Annotated in this window: 16 protein-coding genes; 11 read left to right on the top strand and 5 right to left on the bottom strand. The window is 70.8% G+C overall.

The window, feature by feature from the left end:
* Positions 1 to 20: 20 nt before the first annotated feature.
* The 5 genes from JYA75_RS05485 to JYA75_RS05465 all read left to right on the top strand — a co-directional run bounded on the left by JYA75_RS05485 (position 21) and on the right by JYA75_RS05465 (position 4,962).
* The gene (locus JYA75_RS05485) at positions 21 to 470 is read left to right on the top strand and encodes a hypothetical protein (protein WP_006944152.1); all 450 of its coding nucleotides are present in this window, start codon (positions 21 to 23) and stop codon (positions 468 to 470) included.
* An 81-nt stretch (positions 471 to 551) separates the two neighbouring features.
* On the top strand, positions 552 to 1,028 hold the full coding sequence (locus tag JYA75_RS05480) for a hypothetical protein (RefSeq protein ID WP_006944153.1): 477 nt from the start codon (positions 552 to 554) through the stop codon (positions 1,026 to 1,028).
* A 13-nt stretch (positions 1,029 to 1,041) separates the two neighbouring features.
* Entirely contained in the window at positions 1,042 to 2,868 is a 1,827-nt protein-coding gene (locus JYA75_RS05475; RefSeq protein WP_239010532.1) for a glycoside hydrolase family 15 protein, read from the top strand.
* A gap of 52 nt (positions 2,869 to 2,920) precedes the next feature.
* Positions 2,921 to 3,562, top strand: a complete 642-nt coding sequence (locus JYA75_RS05470) for a hypothetical protein (RefSeq protein ID WP_006944155.1) — start codon at positions 2,921 to 2,923, stop codon at positions 3,560 to 3,562.
* A complete protein-coding gene (locus JYA75_RS05465) occupies positions 3,559 to 4,962 on the top strand; it encodes an FAD-binding oxidoreductase (protein WP_050036126.1) in 1,404 nt (467 codons plus the stop codon). The genes JYA75_RS05470 and JYA75_RS05465 overlap by 4 nt, the downstream gene beginning before the upstream one ends.
* Positions 4,963 to 5,008: 46 nt before the next feature.
* On the opposite strand, the gene JYA75_RS05460 is transcribed toward JYA75_RS05465, so the two are convergent.
* On the bottom strand, positions 5,009 to 5,455 hold the full coding sequence (locus JYA75_RS05460; protein ID WP_080688420.1) for a MarR family transcriptional regulator: 447 nt from the start codon (positions 5,453 to 5,455) through the stop codon (positions 5,009 to 5,011).
* A gap of 241 nt (positions 5,456 to 5,696) precedes the next feature.
* On the opposite strand from JYA75_RS05460, the gene JYA75_RS05455 reads away from it, so the two are divergent.
* Entirely contained in the window at positions 5,697 to 6,344 is a 648-nt protein-coding gene (locus tag JYA75_RS05455) for a maleylpyruvate isomerase family mycothiol-dependent enzyme (protein ID WP_203329764.1), read from the top strand.
* Between the two features lie 65 nt (positions 6,345 to 6,409).
* Here JYA75_RS05455 and JYA75_RS05450 read toward each other — a convergent pair whose 3' ends face one another.
* The 3 genes from JYA75_RS05450 to JYA75_RS05440 all read right to left on the bottom strand — a co-directional run bounded on the left by JYA75_RS05450 (position 6,410) and on the right by JYA75_RS05440 (position 9,141).
* Entirely contained in the window at positions 6,410 to 7,075 is a 666-nt protein-coding gene (locus tag JYA75_RS05450) for an FMN reductase (protein WP_203329763.1), read from the bottom strand.
* Entirely contained in the window at positions 7,072 to 8,217 is a 1,146-nt protein-coding gene (locus tag JYA75_RS05445) for an LLM class flavin-dependent oxidoreductase (protein ID WP_203329762.1), read from the bottom strand. Before JYA75_RS05445 ends, JYA75_RS05450 begins: the two co-directional genes overlap by 4 nt.
* Before the next feature lie 93 nt (positions 8,218 to 8,310).
* The gene (locus tag JYA75_RS05440; RefSeq protein WP_043796829.1) at positions 8,311 to 9,141 is read right to left on the bottom strand and encodes an oxygenase MpaB family protein; all 831 of its coding nucleotides are present in this window, start codon (positions 9,139 to 9,141) and stop codon (positions 8,311 to 8,313) included.
* A gap of 258 nt (positions 9,142 to 9,399) precedes the next feature.
* Between JYA75_RS05440 and JYA75_RS05435 the strand changes: the two genes are divergently transcribed.
* Both JYA75_RS05435 and JYA75_RS05430 read left to right on the top strand, forming a co-directional pair.
* On the top strand, positions 9,400 to 10,080 hold the full coding sequence (locus JYA75_RS05435) for a class I SAM-dependent methyltransferase (RefSeq protein ID WP_203329761.1): 681 nt from the start codon (positions 9,400 to 9,402) through the stop codon (positions 10,078 to 10,080).
* A 56-nt stretch (positions 10,081 to 10,136) separates the two neighbouring features.
* On the top strand, positions 10,137 to 10,967 hold the full coding sequence (locus JYA75_RS05430; protein ID WP_044475677.1) for an alpha/beta fold hydrolase: 831 nt from the start codon (positions 10,137 to 10,139) through the stop codon (positions 10,965 to 10,967).
* 9 nt (positions 10,968 to 10,976) lie between these two features.
* Here JYA75_RS05430 and JYA75_RS05425 read toward each other — a convergent pair whose 3' ends face one another.
* Entirely contained in the window at positions 10,977 to 11,960 is a 984-nt protein-coding gene (locus tag JYA75_RS05425) for a DUF389 domain-containing protein (RefSeq protein WP_006932499.1), read from the bottom strand.
* Positions 11,961 to 12,098: 138 nt separating this feature from the next.
* Between JYA75_RS05425 and JYA75_RS05420 the strand changes: the two genes are divergently transcribed.
* From JYA75_RS05420 to JYA75_RS05410, 3 genes are all read left to right on the top strand, one after another.
* Positions 12,099 to 12,449: a sigma factor-like helix-turn-helix DNA-binding protein gene (locus tag JYA75_RS05420; RefSeq protein ID WP_006932498.1), complete on the top strand. Its 351-nt coding sequence runs from the start codon at positions 12,099 to 12,101 to the stop codon at positions 12,447 to 12,449.
* A complete protein-coding gene (locus JYA75_RS05415; protein WP_065923311.1) occupies positions 12,401 to 12,847 on the top strand; it encodes a hypothetical protein in 447 nt (148 codons plus the stop codon). Before JYA75_RS05420 ends, JYA75_RS05415 begins: the two co-directional genes overlap by 49 nt.
* An 84-nt stretch (positions 12,848 to 12,931) precedes the next feature.
* A complete protein-coding gene (locus JYA75_RS05410) occupies positions 12,932 to 13,384 on the top strand; it encodes a DUF6069 family protein (RefSeq protein ID WP_029546655.1) in 453 nt (150 codons plus the stop codon).
* The last annotated feature ends 273 nt before the right edge of the window (positions 13,385 to 13,657 follow it).

Genomic DNA, 13,657 nt, shown 5'->3' with positions numbered 1-13,657 from the left:
TTAGAAGTCAGGAGACTTCGATGAGCCACACGCCCACCTCCCCCACCACGCTCCACTCCACCCCGGCCGGCACGAACGCCGGCGCCCGCCAGGCATTCGTCCTTCTCCGGACCGTGTTCACGGTGGCCCCGATCGCCTTCGGTCTCGACAAGTTCGCGAACCTGCTCACCGACTGGGAGCGCTACCTCGCACCCTGGATCGACGACCTCGTCCCGGGCACCGCCCACCAAGCCATGCTCGCGGTCGGCGTGGTCGAGATCCTCGCCGGCATCGTCGTCGCGATCAGACCCGCCATCGGCGGCTACGTCGTGGCCGCATGGCTGCTCGGCATCATCGTCGACCTGGTCACCCTCGGCGGCTACCTCGACATCGCGCTGCGCGACTTCGGATTGGCGGTTGCCGCCCTCGCCCTGGCCCGGCTGGCCACCGCCCCGGTGACTCGCCGCGGACCCACCCCGGGCACATCGTGAAACCGAGCCACCGGTTCACGGACGTCCGACGGCGACCGTGGACCGGCGGCAGCGACCTCCCCACCGAAAGGTGACTCCGCCATGGACTGGGCCGGATGGGCGCTCTTCGGATCGGTGGCCACCACCGCCCTGACCGCAGTCATGATCGCCGCCCAACTGGCCGGTTACAGCCGCCTGGATCTGCCGCTCGTGCTCGGCACCGTCGTCACCGCCGACCCGGATCGTGCCCGGGTGGTCGGATTCTTCATCCACCTCGCGATCGGCCAGGCCTTCGCACTCGGCTACGCCGCCACCTTCGCGCTGCTCCACCGGGCGACGTGGTGGCTGGGCATGCTGCTCGGCCTGCTGCACGTCGCGGTCGCCTTGACGGTCCTGCTGCCACTACTGCCGGGCGTGCATCCGCGCATGGCCTCCCATCGAGCCGGGCCACGGAGCACCGCGGTCCTCGAACCACCCGGACTGCTCGGCCTGAACTACGGTGCGCAGACCCCCGCCGTCGCCGTCGCCGCCCATCTCGTCTACGGCACCGCACTCGGCCTTCTTCTCCAGGTGCGCTGAAATGACTTTCAGGATGACCGATTTCGACGAGAGTGGCATCGAGGACAGGGCGGGCACGCAGACCCGGATCGCGGACTACGGCCTGCTGGGCGACACCCGCACCGCGGCCCTGGTCTCCGGCGACGGATCGCTCGACTGGCTCTGCGTGCCCCGCTTCGACGGAGATCCCGTCTTCGGCCGACTCGTCGGCGGAGCGCCGGCGGGGCGGTTCCGGCTCGGGCCCGAGGGGCATGCCACCGTCGTCCGGCGCCGCTACCGCACGCACACCGCAACGCTGGAAACCACCTGGGACCTCGGCAACACCCGGCTCACCCTGAGCGAGGCGATGATCGCGGAGGTGGCCGGACGGCTGCTCCCGGCGACCGTCCTCGTGCGTCGCCTCTCCGTCGAGGGCGAAACCGGGCGCGCCGTCGTCGAATTCGATCCGAGGCTCGGTGAACGCCACCGCCCCCCGAAGGTGCGGCGCGGTCCCGACCTCGTGTGCGAGTGGGGCTCGCTCGCCCTGTCCCTGGCCTGCGACTCCGGCACCCCGATCCCGCCGGGCCGGCCGACCTCGATCCTCGTGACCCCGCGGCATCCGGTCACCGTCGTCCTGACTGTGGCCCACCGCGAGCCGCTGATCCACCTCCCTCCCGCCGCGGCCTGGGAGCTCGTGACCGAGGACGAGGCACGCTGGCGGGCGTGGACGGCGGAGATCGCTCACGATCTGCCCTGTCGTGAGGCCGTCGTGCGAAGCCTGCTGACGCTGCGGCTGCTCACGTATTCCCCGTCGGGGGCGCCGATCGCCGCCCCGACGACGTCGTTACCCGAGTGGCCCGGCGGGGTCCGGAACTGGGACTACCGCTACGCCTGGCCGCGCGACGCCAGCATCGGCGTCGCAGCCTTCCTGGGCGCGGGCAAGGTCGACGAGGCACGCGGGTTCCTCGGATGGCTCCTGCACGCCAGCCGCCTGCAGCGGCCCCGCCTGCCGGTCCTGTTCACCCTCGACGGCCGGCACGCCCCCGCCGAACGCACCCTGCCGGGATGGCCGGGCTTCGCGGGCAGCGTACCCGTGCGGCTCGGCAACGACGCGGCCGATCAGCATCAGCTCGACGGCTACGGCTGGGTCGTCGACGCCGCATGGACGTTCGTCCGCTCCGGTCGGCCGCTGAATTCGGAAACCTGGCGCATGGTAAGGGGATTCGCCGATCACGTCTGCGCACGGTGGCGTGACCCGGACGCCGGCATCTGGGAGATCCGGGGCGACGCCGACCACCACGTGCACTCCAAGATGATGGCCTGGCTCGCCCTCGACCGGGCCCTGCGCATCGCCGAGACCCACCGCCTGTCCAGCCGTCGTCGCCGGCGCTGGCTCGCGGCGCGAGACGACCTCGCCGACGAGGTGCTCGCCCGCGGCTTCGACCGGATCGGAAATCGGTACACCCGCACCTACGGGTCGCGTGACATCGATGCCGCCCTGCTCGTGCTCCCCGTCCTGGGCATGGAGGATCCGGACTCGCACCGGGTGCGCGGCACGATCGACGCGATCCGCAGCGAGCTGTCGGCCGGAGGCCCTCTGCTCTACCGATATCCCCCCGGACAGGACGGGCTGCCCGGCGTCGAGGGCGCGTTCCTGCCGTGCTCCTTCTGGCTGGTCCAGGCGCTGGCCTTCACCGGCCGGCGGACCGAAGCCGGGGAACTGTTCGAAACGCTGCTGCGGCGCGCCGGCCCCCTCGGCCTGCTCCCGGAAGAGGTGGACCCGGGCACCGGCGCCTACCTCGGCAATTACCCGCAGGCGCTCACCCATGCCGCGGTGGTACAGGCCGCCCTCGCCCTCCGGGCTCACGGGGGATGCGGATGAGCGGGGCCTCCGGGACCTTCTCTCCCCGGCTCCGGTGTGGAACAGTTTCCTCATGGCGATCCTCACGATCGCAGGCGTCGCGACAGCGGTGAGCGCATTCGCCTTCTACCGCCGGTGGCACCTGCGGTGGGGAGCGACGACCGCCGAGCACGCCGGTGCGATGCCCGGAGACGACATCCTCTCCTCGGCGACGTTCACTGCGACCCGTGCCCTCACGATCGAGGCGCCGGCCGAGTGCGTGTGGCCGTGGATCGTCCAGGTCGGCTACAACCGGGCCGGCTTCTACTCCTACGACCGTCTCGACAATCTGGGGCGGCCCAGCGCGACGACGATCGATCCGCGCCTGCAGTGCATCGAGGTCGGCGACGTGGCGGCGCCGATGGCGAGTCGGGCCACGGCGGCGACGTCCTTCCGGGTGCACTCCTTCGATCCGGGGCGCTGCCTCGTCTGGGCGAAGCCGGATTCGACGTGGTCGTGGCGCCTCGATCCCATCGACGACGGGCGACGGACCCGGCTCGTGAGCCGGTTGAAGGCCTCCTACCGGCCCACGCCGTCGCTTCCGCTCACCGTCGCGCTGATGGAACTGGCCGATTTTCCGATGATGCGCAGGATGCTGCTCGGCATCCGGGAACGCGCCGAACGCCTCGCCGGAGACGATCCCGCCTGCTCCCGGCAACGTCTGGAGGACACATGACTCGTACGACCGGCGACCTCGGCATGCTGCGGGCCGCGATGGAGGGCCCGGTTCTCGGACCCGGCGACGCGGACTACGACGAAGCGCGCACGGTGTGGAACGCCGACATCGACCGCCGCCCGGCCGCGATCGCACAATGCCGGAGCACCGCCGACGTGAAGGCGGCGATCGCCTACGCGACCGAGCACGGAATGGAGATGGCCGTGCGCGCGGGTGCGCACAGCACCGCGGGCGCCTCCGTCGTCGACGACGGCCTGGTGATCGACCTCGGATCGATGGATCACGTCGTCGTCGACCCGGAGAGCAGGCGAGTACGGGTCGGCGGGGGCGCCCTGTTGCGTGACCTCGATGCCGCCACGCAGGCCCACGGGCTCGCCGTCCCGGCCGGTCTGATCAGTCACACGGGCGTCGCGGGACTGACGCTGGGCGGAGGAATGGGCTGGCTCACCCGGCAGGCCGGATTGAGCATCGACAACCTCGAGTCGGCCGAGGTCGTCACTGCCGACGGCCGGATCCTGCGTGCCGCCGAGGACGAGAATCCGGACCTGTTCTGGGCGATCCGGGGCGGCGGCGGCAACTTCGGGGTGGTGACGGAGTTCGAGTTCCGCCTGCACGAGGCCGGCCCCGTCGTGCAGTTCGGGCTCCTGTTCTGGGGCCTGGATCAAGGCACCGAGGTGTTGCGGCTCGCCCGGGAGGTCATCGATACGCTGCCCCGCGAGCTGAACATCGTGATCGCCGGCGTGAACGCCCCACCCGCCCCGTTCGTGCCCGAGCAATATCACCTCCAGCCCGGCTATGCCTTCCTCGTCACCGGTTTCGGAGCACCGCAGACGCACGAGGACGCGCTGGCGCGGATTCGGCGCGCTCTGCCACCGCTGTTCGAGTACGTCACGCCGATGCCCTACGTCGACGTGCAGCAGCTGCTCGACGAGGGCAACGCGTGGGGCTTCTACTGCTACGACAAGGGTTGCTACGTCGAAGATCTCTCCGACGATCTGATCGCGACAGTCGTCGATGTCGTGCCGCAGAAGAACTCGCCCCTGTCGCTCCTGTTGTTCTACCGGCTGGACGAGGCGTACTGCGAAACGAGGGAGGACGACACCGCTTTCGGCGGCGGACGGACGCCACGCTTCGCCGTCTTCATCGTCGGCGTCTGTCCCGATCCCGGTCTGCTGCCACCGGAGCGGGCCTGGGTGCGGTCCGTCTGGGAGGCCCTGCGCCCGTATTCGGTCGGCATCGGCGCGTACGTCAACTCCATGGCCGAGTTCGAACAGGACCGGGTGCGCGCCGCCTACGGCCCCACCAAATATGCCCGACTGGCCGAGATCAAGGCGAAGTACGATCCGCACAACGTCTTTCATCGGAACGCCAACATCGTTCCCGATGTACGGCGCGCGTGACACCGACGGATGAGCGCCCCACGTCCGGTGGGACGTGACCGGGCGACTACTCCCCCGACGGCCGGTACGGATCGGTGATCTCACGGAGCAGGGTGAGCGCCTCGCGCAGCTGCTTCATCCGGCGCGCGCCGAGATGCTCGGTCCACTCGGCCTCGATCCGCGCCTCCTCGGCCCGGGCGACGTGACCGGCCTCGGCGCCGCGCGGAGCGATCCGCACGAGTCGCGCGCGGGCGTCGGTGGGGTCGACCGTGCGTTCGACGTAGCCGGCCCGCTCGAGCTGGTCGACGAGGAAGCTGGCTGTCTGCTTGGCCACCTGGGCCTGTTCGGCGAGAACTGTCAGCCGGGTCCCACCGGGTCCGATCCGGGCGGCCACCCGCGCCTGGGCGAGCGTGATGTCGTCGTAGCCGGCGCGCCGCAGCGCCGCGAGAATGCGGTTCTCCGCCGAGCGCTGGGCGATGAACATCAGCACGGCGGCACTGAGGTCCTCGGCCATCATCCTCCCTTGCCGATAGTCCGATCATCGAACTATATTGGTACCAACATCGTACTGATTGTGCCCGTCCGGGAGGTGCGATATGACCGGCGAACCGATCGCCGGGGACTCGATTCCCCGCGGCCACGACGCCGTGCGCGTCTTCGAGGGCGCGAGTGCTGTCCGGCTTCGCGGACGTCTTCGAGCTCGAACGCACCAGGACCCGGCCACCGGTGTTCCGCTGAGACGGAAGGACCCGGCGATGAACGACGACGAGGTGTGGGCCGCGATCGACAGCGAGCGACGACGCACGGCGGACCTGCTCGGGCAGCTGTCCGACGACGAATGGGCACAGCCGTCGCTGTGCGACGGCTGGACGGTACGCGACGTCGCGGCCCACCTGACCCTGCAGCAGCTGACCGTCGGGGACTGCGTCCGGATGGTTCTGCGTCATCCCGGCCCGCTGAACTCGATGATCTGCGCCGCCGCCCGCCGACGGGCGGCCCTGCCGACCGACCGGTTGATCGCGGACCTGCGCGCGACGATCGGTTCCCGCCGCCGCAACGTGGGGCTGACCAGCCTCGAGCCCCTGAGCGACATCCTCGTGCACGGCCAGGACATCGCGATCCCGCTGCACCGCGACCTCGAGATGCCGGTGACCGCGGCGGCCGCGGCGGCCACCCGCGTGTGGTCCTTCGGCGGCAGGGGCAAGGCCCGGGTCTTCCGCTCCCTTCCGCTGCGCGGCTACCGGCTCACCGCCACGGACGCCGAATGGTCGGCCGGGGAGGGGCCGGAGATCCGGGGGCCGATCTCCGCGATCCTGTTGCTGCTCACCGGCCGCCGCGTGGCGCTGCCCCTGGTGTCCGGGCCGGGCGCGGACGAGTTGCGCGCGCGGTTGCCGGCCGGGTGATCAGGTTTCGGATGCGGCACGGCCTACCCGGCCCGCTCCGCGCCACGCCGCGGTACGACGAGTTCTCAACCCATGTGGGCGCGCAGCAGGTCCTGGAACGGCGTGCCGGGGGCGCGCAGCGAGTTCCCCGACGGGCGCGGCCGCGCCGGGGAGGACGCGGGCGTGAAGCCGTCCACACCGGTCCGTTCACCGACGACGAGCGCTGCGAGTTCCTCGGCCGCCCGCCGGATCCGGCTGCCGAGGGCGACGCCGGCCTCCCCGTCGCCGAAGTCCTCGGTCGCGGCGAACACGCCCGTGGGGACGACCACCGCGCGCAGGAACGTCAGCAGTGGACGCATCGCGAAGTCGAGCACCATCGAGTGCCGGGCCGAGCCCGCGGTCGCGGCGACGATCGTGGGCATGCCGTTCAGCGCGTCGGTGTCGAGCACGTCGAAGAACATCTTGAACAGGCCGCTGTAACTTGCGGTGAACACCGGAGTGACGGCGATCAGACCGTCGGCGTGCGACACCTGCTCACGCGCCCGCGCGACGGCCGGGGCCGGCAGGCCGCCGGTGGCGAACGTGGTCGCGAGATCGGTTGCGAGATCGCGGAGTTCGACCACCTCGACATCCGCGGACTCACCCCGCGCGCCGACCGCCGCGGTGACGGCGGCGGCGATCCGGTCCGCCAGCAGACGCGTCGACGACGGCTGCGAGAGCCCGGCGGTGACGACGACGATGCGGCGGCTCATCGGGCGTCGGCCTCCTCGGCGGCGGACAGATCCACCTTTGCGGGAACCACGAGGCGGTGCGGGGAATCCGGACCCGCGGCGACGAGCGAGGCGTGCGTCGGGGGCTCCGACGGCACGTGCGCCGGGCGGCGTCGTTCGAACTCGGTGCGCAGCACGGGCACGACCTCGCGGCCGAGGATCTCGATCTGCTCGAGCACCACGTCGAGGGGCAGACCGCCGTGGTCCATGAGGAACAGCTGCCGCTGGTAGTCGCCCGCGTAGTCGGCGAAGCCCAGGGTGCGCTCGATCACCTGCTCGGGGGTGCCGACGGTCAGCGGGGTCGTCGCGGAGAAGTCCTCGAGCGACGGTCCGTGACCGTAGACGGGGGCGTTGTCGAAGTACGGCCGGAAGACGCGCTTGGCCTTCTCCTCGGTCTCCGCCATGAACACCTGGCCGCCGAGGCCGACGATCGCCTGGTCGGCGGCGCCGTGGCCGTACTGCTCGAACCGGGTGCGGTAGAGGCTGATCATCTGCTGGATGTGTTCCCGGTTCCAGAAGATGTTGTTGTGGAAGAAGCCGTCGCCGTAGAACGCGGCCTGTTCGGCGATCTCCGGCGAGCGGATCGAGCCGTGCCACACGAACGGCGGGGTGTCGTCGAGCGGCCAGGGGGTCGAGGTGTAGCCGCGCAGCGGGGTGCGGAACTTGCCTTCCCAATCGAGGGCCTTCTCCCGCCACAGGCGGCGCAGCAGGTGGTAGTTCTCGATCGCGAGCGGGATGCCCTGGCGGATGTCCTTGCCGAACCACGGGTAGACCGGGCCGGTGTTGCCGCGGCCCATCATGAGGTCGACGCGGCCGCCCGAGAGGTGCTGCAGCATCGCAAAGTCCTCGGCGATCTTCAGCGGATCGTTCGTCGTGATCAGCGTCGTGGCCGTGGAAAGGATCAGTTTCTCGGTCCTGGCGGCGATCCAGCCGAGCATGGTGGTGGGCGACGACGGGACGAACGGCGGATTGTGGTGCTCGCCGCTCGCGAAGACGTCGAGCCCGACCTCCTCGGCCTTCAGCGCGATCTCCGTCATCGCGACGATGCGTTCGTGCTCGGTGGGTACGCGGCCCGTGGTGGGGTCGCGGGTCACGTCGCCGATGGTGAAGATGCCGAACTGCACGATGAGCCTCCGTCAATAGTTGATTACTCAACTATACGAACCGGTGCGGTGCGGGCGATATTCCGGCCACCCGGACACCGGCGCGGCGGCATGTCAGAAGACGGGCAGGCCCAAGCGGCGCCGCAGGCGCAGGTCGACCAGATACGCCTTCCACGGAATGCTCCACAGTCCCGGCGTCAGCCGGTGCACGGCGCGCAGCAGGCGCAGGTACCGGGCGAAGGCGCGCTGATCGTCCGACGACCACTCGAATTCCATGACCGCGCGGAATTCCGGCGGTAACGCTCCTCGTGTGACGAGCCGGAACGGGCGGCCGAGCGCTCGGTGTATCGCGTAGCCGGCCCGGCCCAGCCGGACCTCGAGGAAACGGAGGTCCGCCAGGGCGGCGAGATAGGTACGGACTTCGTCCGTCATCGACACCTCGTCCAGGCCCGCACGCCACACGCTGTCGTACTCCTCGCGCGTGACCGGCCACGCCCCGGGCCGCACGTTCAAGGTGGTGCCCAACGTGGCCCCGTCGCGAAGCACCCGCTCGTACTCGGCGTCGGTCAACGGACCGTGCAGGTATTCGTACTGGTCGACGAAGTACTTCAGCAGGCACACCGCCACCCACAACTGCAGCTTGGGAGAGTTGGCGCTGTAGGGGGTCACCGAATCCGGCCCGGACACGACCCGGGCGTGGATTCGCCGTACCGCTTCCCGCACGTAGGCGCGATCGTCCTCGTTGCCGAATACCGCCACCGCGAGGTACGTCGTGGTGGTGCGGGCGCGCTTGACGGGATGCAGATCCGCCCGGCCGGAGTGCACCGCGCTCTCGATCACTCCCTGCCCCACTCCGGGCACGGCCAGTTGCATGATGACATTCGCCGCGTTGATCGATCCCCCCAGAGGCGAGACAAGATCACCGACGGTACGGATCGTCCGCATACACCCTCCATCTGACAACGATCGTACTCACTTTACGCTGCACATCGACCCCACCTCAACGGCCCGCAGACCATTCGATCGAGCGTCGCCGGGTGCTCGCTACGGAGCGGGACGCGAGCGGGACCGTCTGCCGGGTCCACGATTCGGGCCCGCCCTCGGAGGCAGCCGAGGCACCATGTGTCGATCGGCATCGACGCCGGCGCGCCCGACCGCACAGGGCCGGCCGTCCACGGCCGGAAGTCACGAGGAAGGCACGGCATGGAACATGTCGACCGCGGCGCCCTGGACGCCCAGCGCGGACACTGGCAGCGCACCTATCGCGACAACCCGACGATGTACGGTCCCGCACCGAGCGAGCCTGCCCGGCGCGCCCTCGAGCTGTTCGACCGCGAGCAGGTGCGTGAGGTCCTCGAACTCGGCGCCGGCCAGGGCCGGGACACGCTGGCCTTCCTCCGGGCCGGGTTGTCGGTGACCGCGCTCGACTACGCGCCCGAGGGCCTCGGCGAACTCCGGCGCGTCGCGGCCGAGGCCGGCGTGGCCGACCGGCTCACGACCCGCGTGCACGACGTGCGTGAACCCCTGCCCGTCGCCGACGCGTCCGTCGACGCCGTCTACAGCCACATGCTCTTCAACATGGCCCTCACCACCGAGGAGATCGACGCGCTCGGCACCGAAGTGCATCGGGTGCTGCGCCCGGGCGGCTGGCACGTCTACACCGTGCGGCACACCGGCGACGCCCACTTCGCCACCGGGACGGACCGGGGCGACAACCTGACCGAGCACGGCGGGTTCGTCGTCCACTTCTTCGATCGGGCACTCGTCGAGCGTCTGGCGCAGGGATTCACCGAACCGCAGGTGGAAGCCTTCGAGGAAGGCGGCCTGCCGCGGCGACTGTGGCGCGTCACGCAGCAGAAGATCCGGCCCCCGCCCGCGGGATGACGCCCTTTCGCGCATTTCGCGCCCCCGGACACCCGCCGGACGCGAGGATGGGCGACATGGTCGGCAGGCTCGCCCTCGTAGGGCTGATCGCGGCGTGCAGCATCGCGACCGCCGCACCCACGGCGGGCGCCGAACAGCGTGCCGCGGAGGCAACGACCGGCCCGCCGCAGAGCACCTTCGGCGCCGCGCTCGCCTACTCGCTGGCGCATCCCGGCGTCGTCCCGGCCGGGACGAACGATGTCGACTGCGTGCCCACACCGGCGCACCCCGAACCGGTGGTGCTCGTCCACGGCTTCCTCGAGAACTCCTACGCCAACTGGGCCGGATTGGCACCGGCGCTGAAGGCCGAGGGGTACTGCGTGTTCGCACTCGACTACGGCGCACCGCCGGGCGAGCCGTTCAAGGCGCGCGGGCCGATCCCGGACGCCGCCGGCGAACTGGCGGCGTTCGTCGACACCGTCCTGGCCGAAACCGGCGCCGAGCGAGTGAGCATCGTCGGTCACTCCAAGGGCGGCGCCGTCCCCCGGTGGTACGTGCGGTTCCTCGGCGGGGCGGACAAGACCAGCCGCATCGTCGGGCTGGCGCCGGCGAACTACCCGTCGCTCGGGCCGCCGTCGGTCGCGCAGGATGCCGTGCTCGCCGAGCTCAACGCCGGCAGCGACACCGTCGAGGGCGTCTCCTACACGGTCGTCGCCACCAGATACGACCAGGTGATCATCCCCTACACGGCGTCGTTCCTCACCGGGCCCGGCGCGCAGAACATCCTGCTGCAGGACGTGTGCCCCGCGAACACCGCCGACCACGTCTCGATCCCCTACGATCCGGTCGCCGAGCAGCTGGTGCTGGCCGCGCTGGACCCGGCCGGGGCGCGGCCGGTCGTGTGCTGAGCGCCGCCCCTACCCGCCGGGCAGGCGCCGCGTTCCGCCGATCACGAGGGTGACCTCCACGTCGACGTCGCGCAGCCCGGCCTCGTTCAGGGCGTCGCGCAGGGTCGCCGGATCCGCCTCGGGCGGCGGCCCGAGCGCCTCGATCCACAGCACGGACTCGCGGAATCCGATGTCGGTGATCACCCAGCCCTGCTCCTGCGCCCACTGCTCCGCGACGGGGGCGACGTCGGCCTTCAGCGTCTCCTGCCGGATCACTCGCGTGCTGGACACCCCCAGGGGGACCGCGACGAGCACGACCGCGGCGACGACCGTGAGCACGCTGAGGCCGCGCAGGTCCCCGACCGTACGGCCGGCGCGGTGCGCCGCCCCGCGCACCCCCGCCAGCAGAAAGACCAGGGTGCCGGTGGCGACGATGGCGGCGACGTTGGTGGCGAACAGCAACAGGGCCCCACCGGCCTGCCGCGGCGCGCCGGACTCGAGGGTCAGGCCGACCACCGCGAGCGGCGGCACGAGCGAGATCGCGATCGCCACCCCGGGCAGGGTGTCGGACACATCGCGGCGCACCAGCGCGAAGGCCCCGACCGCACCGGTGGCCAAGGCGGCGACGAGGTCGATCATCCGCGGCGCGACCCGTCCCGCCACCTGGCTGTTGTTCTGCGCGAGCACGTCCAGCGGATCGAGCAGGCCCACCGCGAATCCGGTCGCGACCACCGCGGCCGATCCTGCCACGACGAGCAGCGCGGAGGCGATCAGGTTGCGGTGGTCGTTGAGGACGACGGCCAGCGCGGTCCCGACGATCGGCGTCATCAGCGGCGCCACGATCATGGCGCCGATGACGGTGGCGGTCGAGTCCGCGACGACGCCCGCCGAGGCGATGACCGCGGCCAGCACGAGCAGGGTCCAGAACGTCGCGCGCCGGGAACGGGGCCGGGCGTCCTCGGACAGGAACAGGGTGGAGGTCATCCGCTCGATGTCCTCGGTGGTGGGTCTCACGAAAGCCTCCTGGTGCGTCGTTCCGCGAGTGCATCACAGCAGACGCCGCGCGCCCACAGGATCGGGACACCGGTCCCTTCCGTCCGGGACACCGGTCGCGACACGATGTCCCGCACCGGACGGAGGAGGACGCACGCGGTGACGACGGACGAGGCGGTGACGACGGACAAGGCGGCGACACGACCCTCGACGCTGATCGCTGCCCTCCCGCACCGCTACCGTGCCGTGCTGCACTTGCGCATCGCGTGTGGCCTGTCGATCACCGACACGGCCCGTGCCCTGAACACCGATGCCACCTCCGTCCGGCTCGCCCAGCACCACGCCCTGAACCTGCTCCGGCAGCAGCTCGGCCACTCCCGGAACATGTCGGACCCCCGGCGCACACTGATCACAGAACCGGGGACCACCTCGCCCGGACGTACCGAGGAGGAGCGAGTGCCATGGAAACGGGGTGTGGGGCCTTCTTCAGCTGGACCTCACGACGGGTGACGTTGCCGCACTGCCTGCGTGCCGTCGCGGCGGGAACACCCACGCAGTCCGGGCTGACTCTCGATCACCGGGTCGCCTCGGGCACCGTCCGCGGCCGGCTGCTGGCCTATCACGACGCCGACGACGACGCCGACTACGTGGCCCTGCTGGTCGGCGACGTGGCCGGATCGGACGACGTGCCCGTGCGGGTGGTCGACGAGGAGCGACTGCTGGTGGAGGGTGCGCGCAGCACCGAGCCGGCGGAGATCCTCGTGGGCGCCCCCGACGCCCGCGACCCGGATGCGGAGCAGCGGGAGCTCGACCGGCAGCTGTGCCTGGGCGGCCCCGTGCGTTCGATGCTCGCGCATTCCGGTGCCCGTTCGGTCACCGTGGACTGGTGCGCGGTGGCCGCGGCATAGCTTGCGCGGAACGGACTTGACCTCGAGTCGACTCGAGGTTGAACGATGAGCGACGTCAGTTCATCGGCCCTTCCGGAGGACACCATGAGTGTTGTCAAGCCTCTCGACCGCACCACCACGTCGACCCTGCCCGCCTTCTCGCTCAGCCGTCCGATGGCGGTGCTCGTCCCGGTCGTCGTGGCTCTCGTCGCCAACGTCGCACTGTGGCTCGTCGGCCTCGCCGCCGGCGGCTCGTTCGAGGTGACCAACGGCGACACCGTCGAAAGCGCCGCCCCGGGCGGCGTTCTCGTCATGACCGTCGTCCCGCTCACCGTCGGCATGAGTCTCGCGGCGCTGCTCAGCCTGCGCTGGTTCGGCATCATCCGCGTCGCCGAGGTCGTCGGCGCGGTGGCCGCGCTCGGCACCATCGCGTCGACGATCGTCGCCGACTTCGACACCCCGAGCACGATCACGCTGTCGCTGATGCACGTGGTGATCGCACTTGTCGTCGTCGCGGGGCTCGAGGCGATGCGCAACCGCATTGCAGCCCAGCGGTAACCACCGGGGCGACGCAACCGTCCCGGGGAACCGGCCCGAAGGTCCCGATTGTCGCGGGACCTTCGGGCCGCCGCCGCACCCTCCGGCGACGGTGACCTACGGCACGGAGACCGACGCGTCTTCCGTTCCTCCCCCAGGCACCTTCGCGGCGATGCGGGCACCGCCTGCAGGTGGTGCCGGTCGCACACGCGGCGCCGGCATTTCGTCCACATGCTTCGTCCACAGGACCGAAGTACCCGACCGCCCGGGACGTACGTCCCGAGATCTGTTCCC

Source organism: Rhodococcus sp. PSBB066, from assembly GCF_017068255.1.
GTDB lineage: Bacteria > Actinomycetota > Actinomycetes > Mycobacteriales > Mycobacteriaceae > Rhodococcus > Rhodococcus aetherivorans.
The sequence above is the reverse complement of the archived record's forward strand: the minus strand, read 5'-3'. Positions and strand labels throughout refer to the sequence as shown.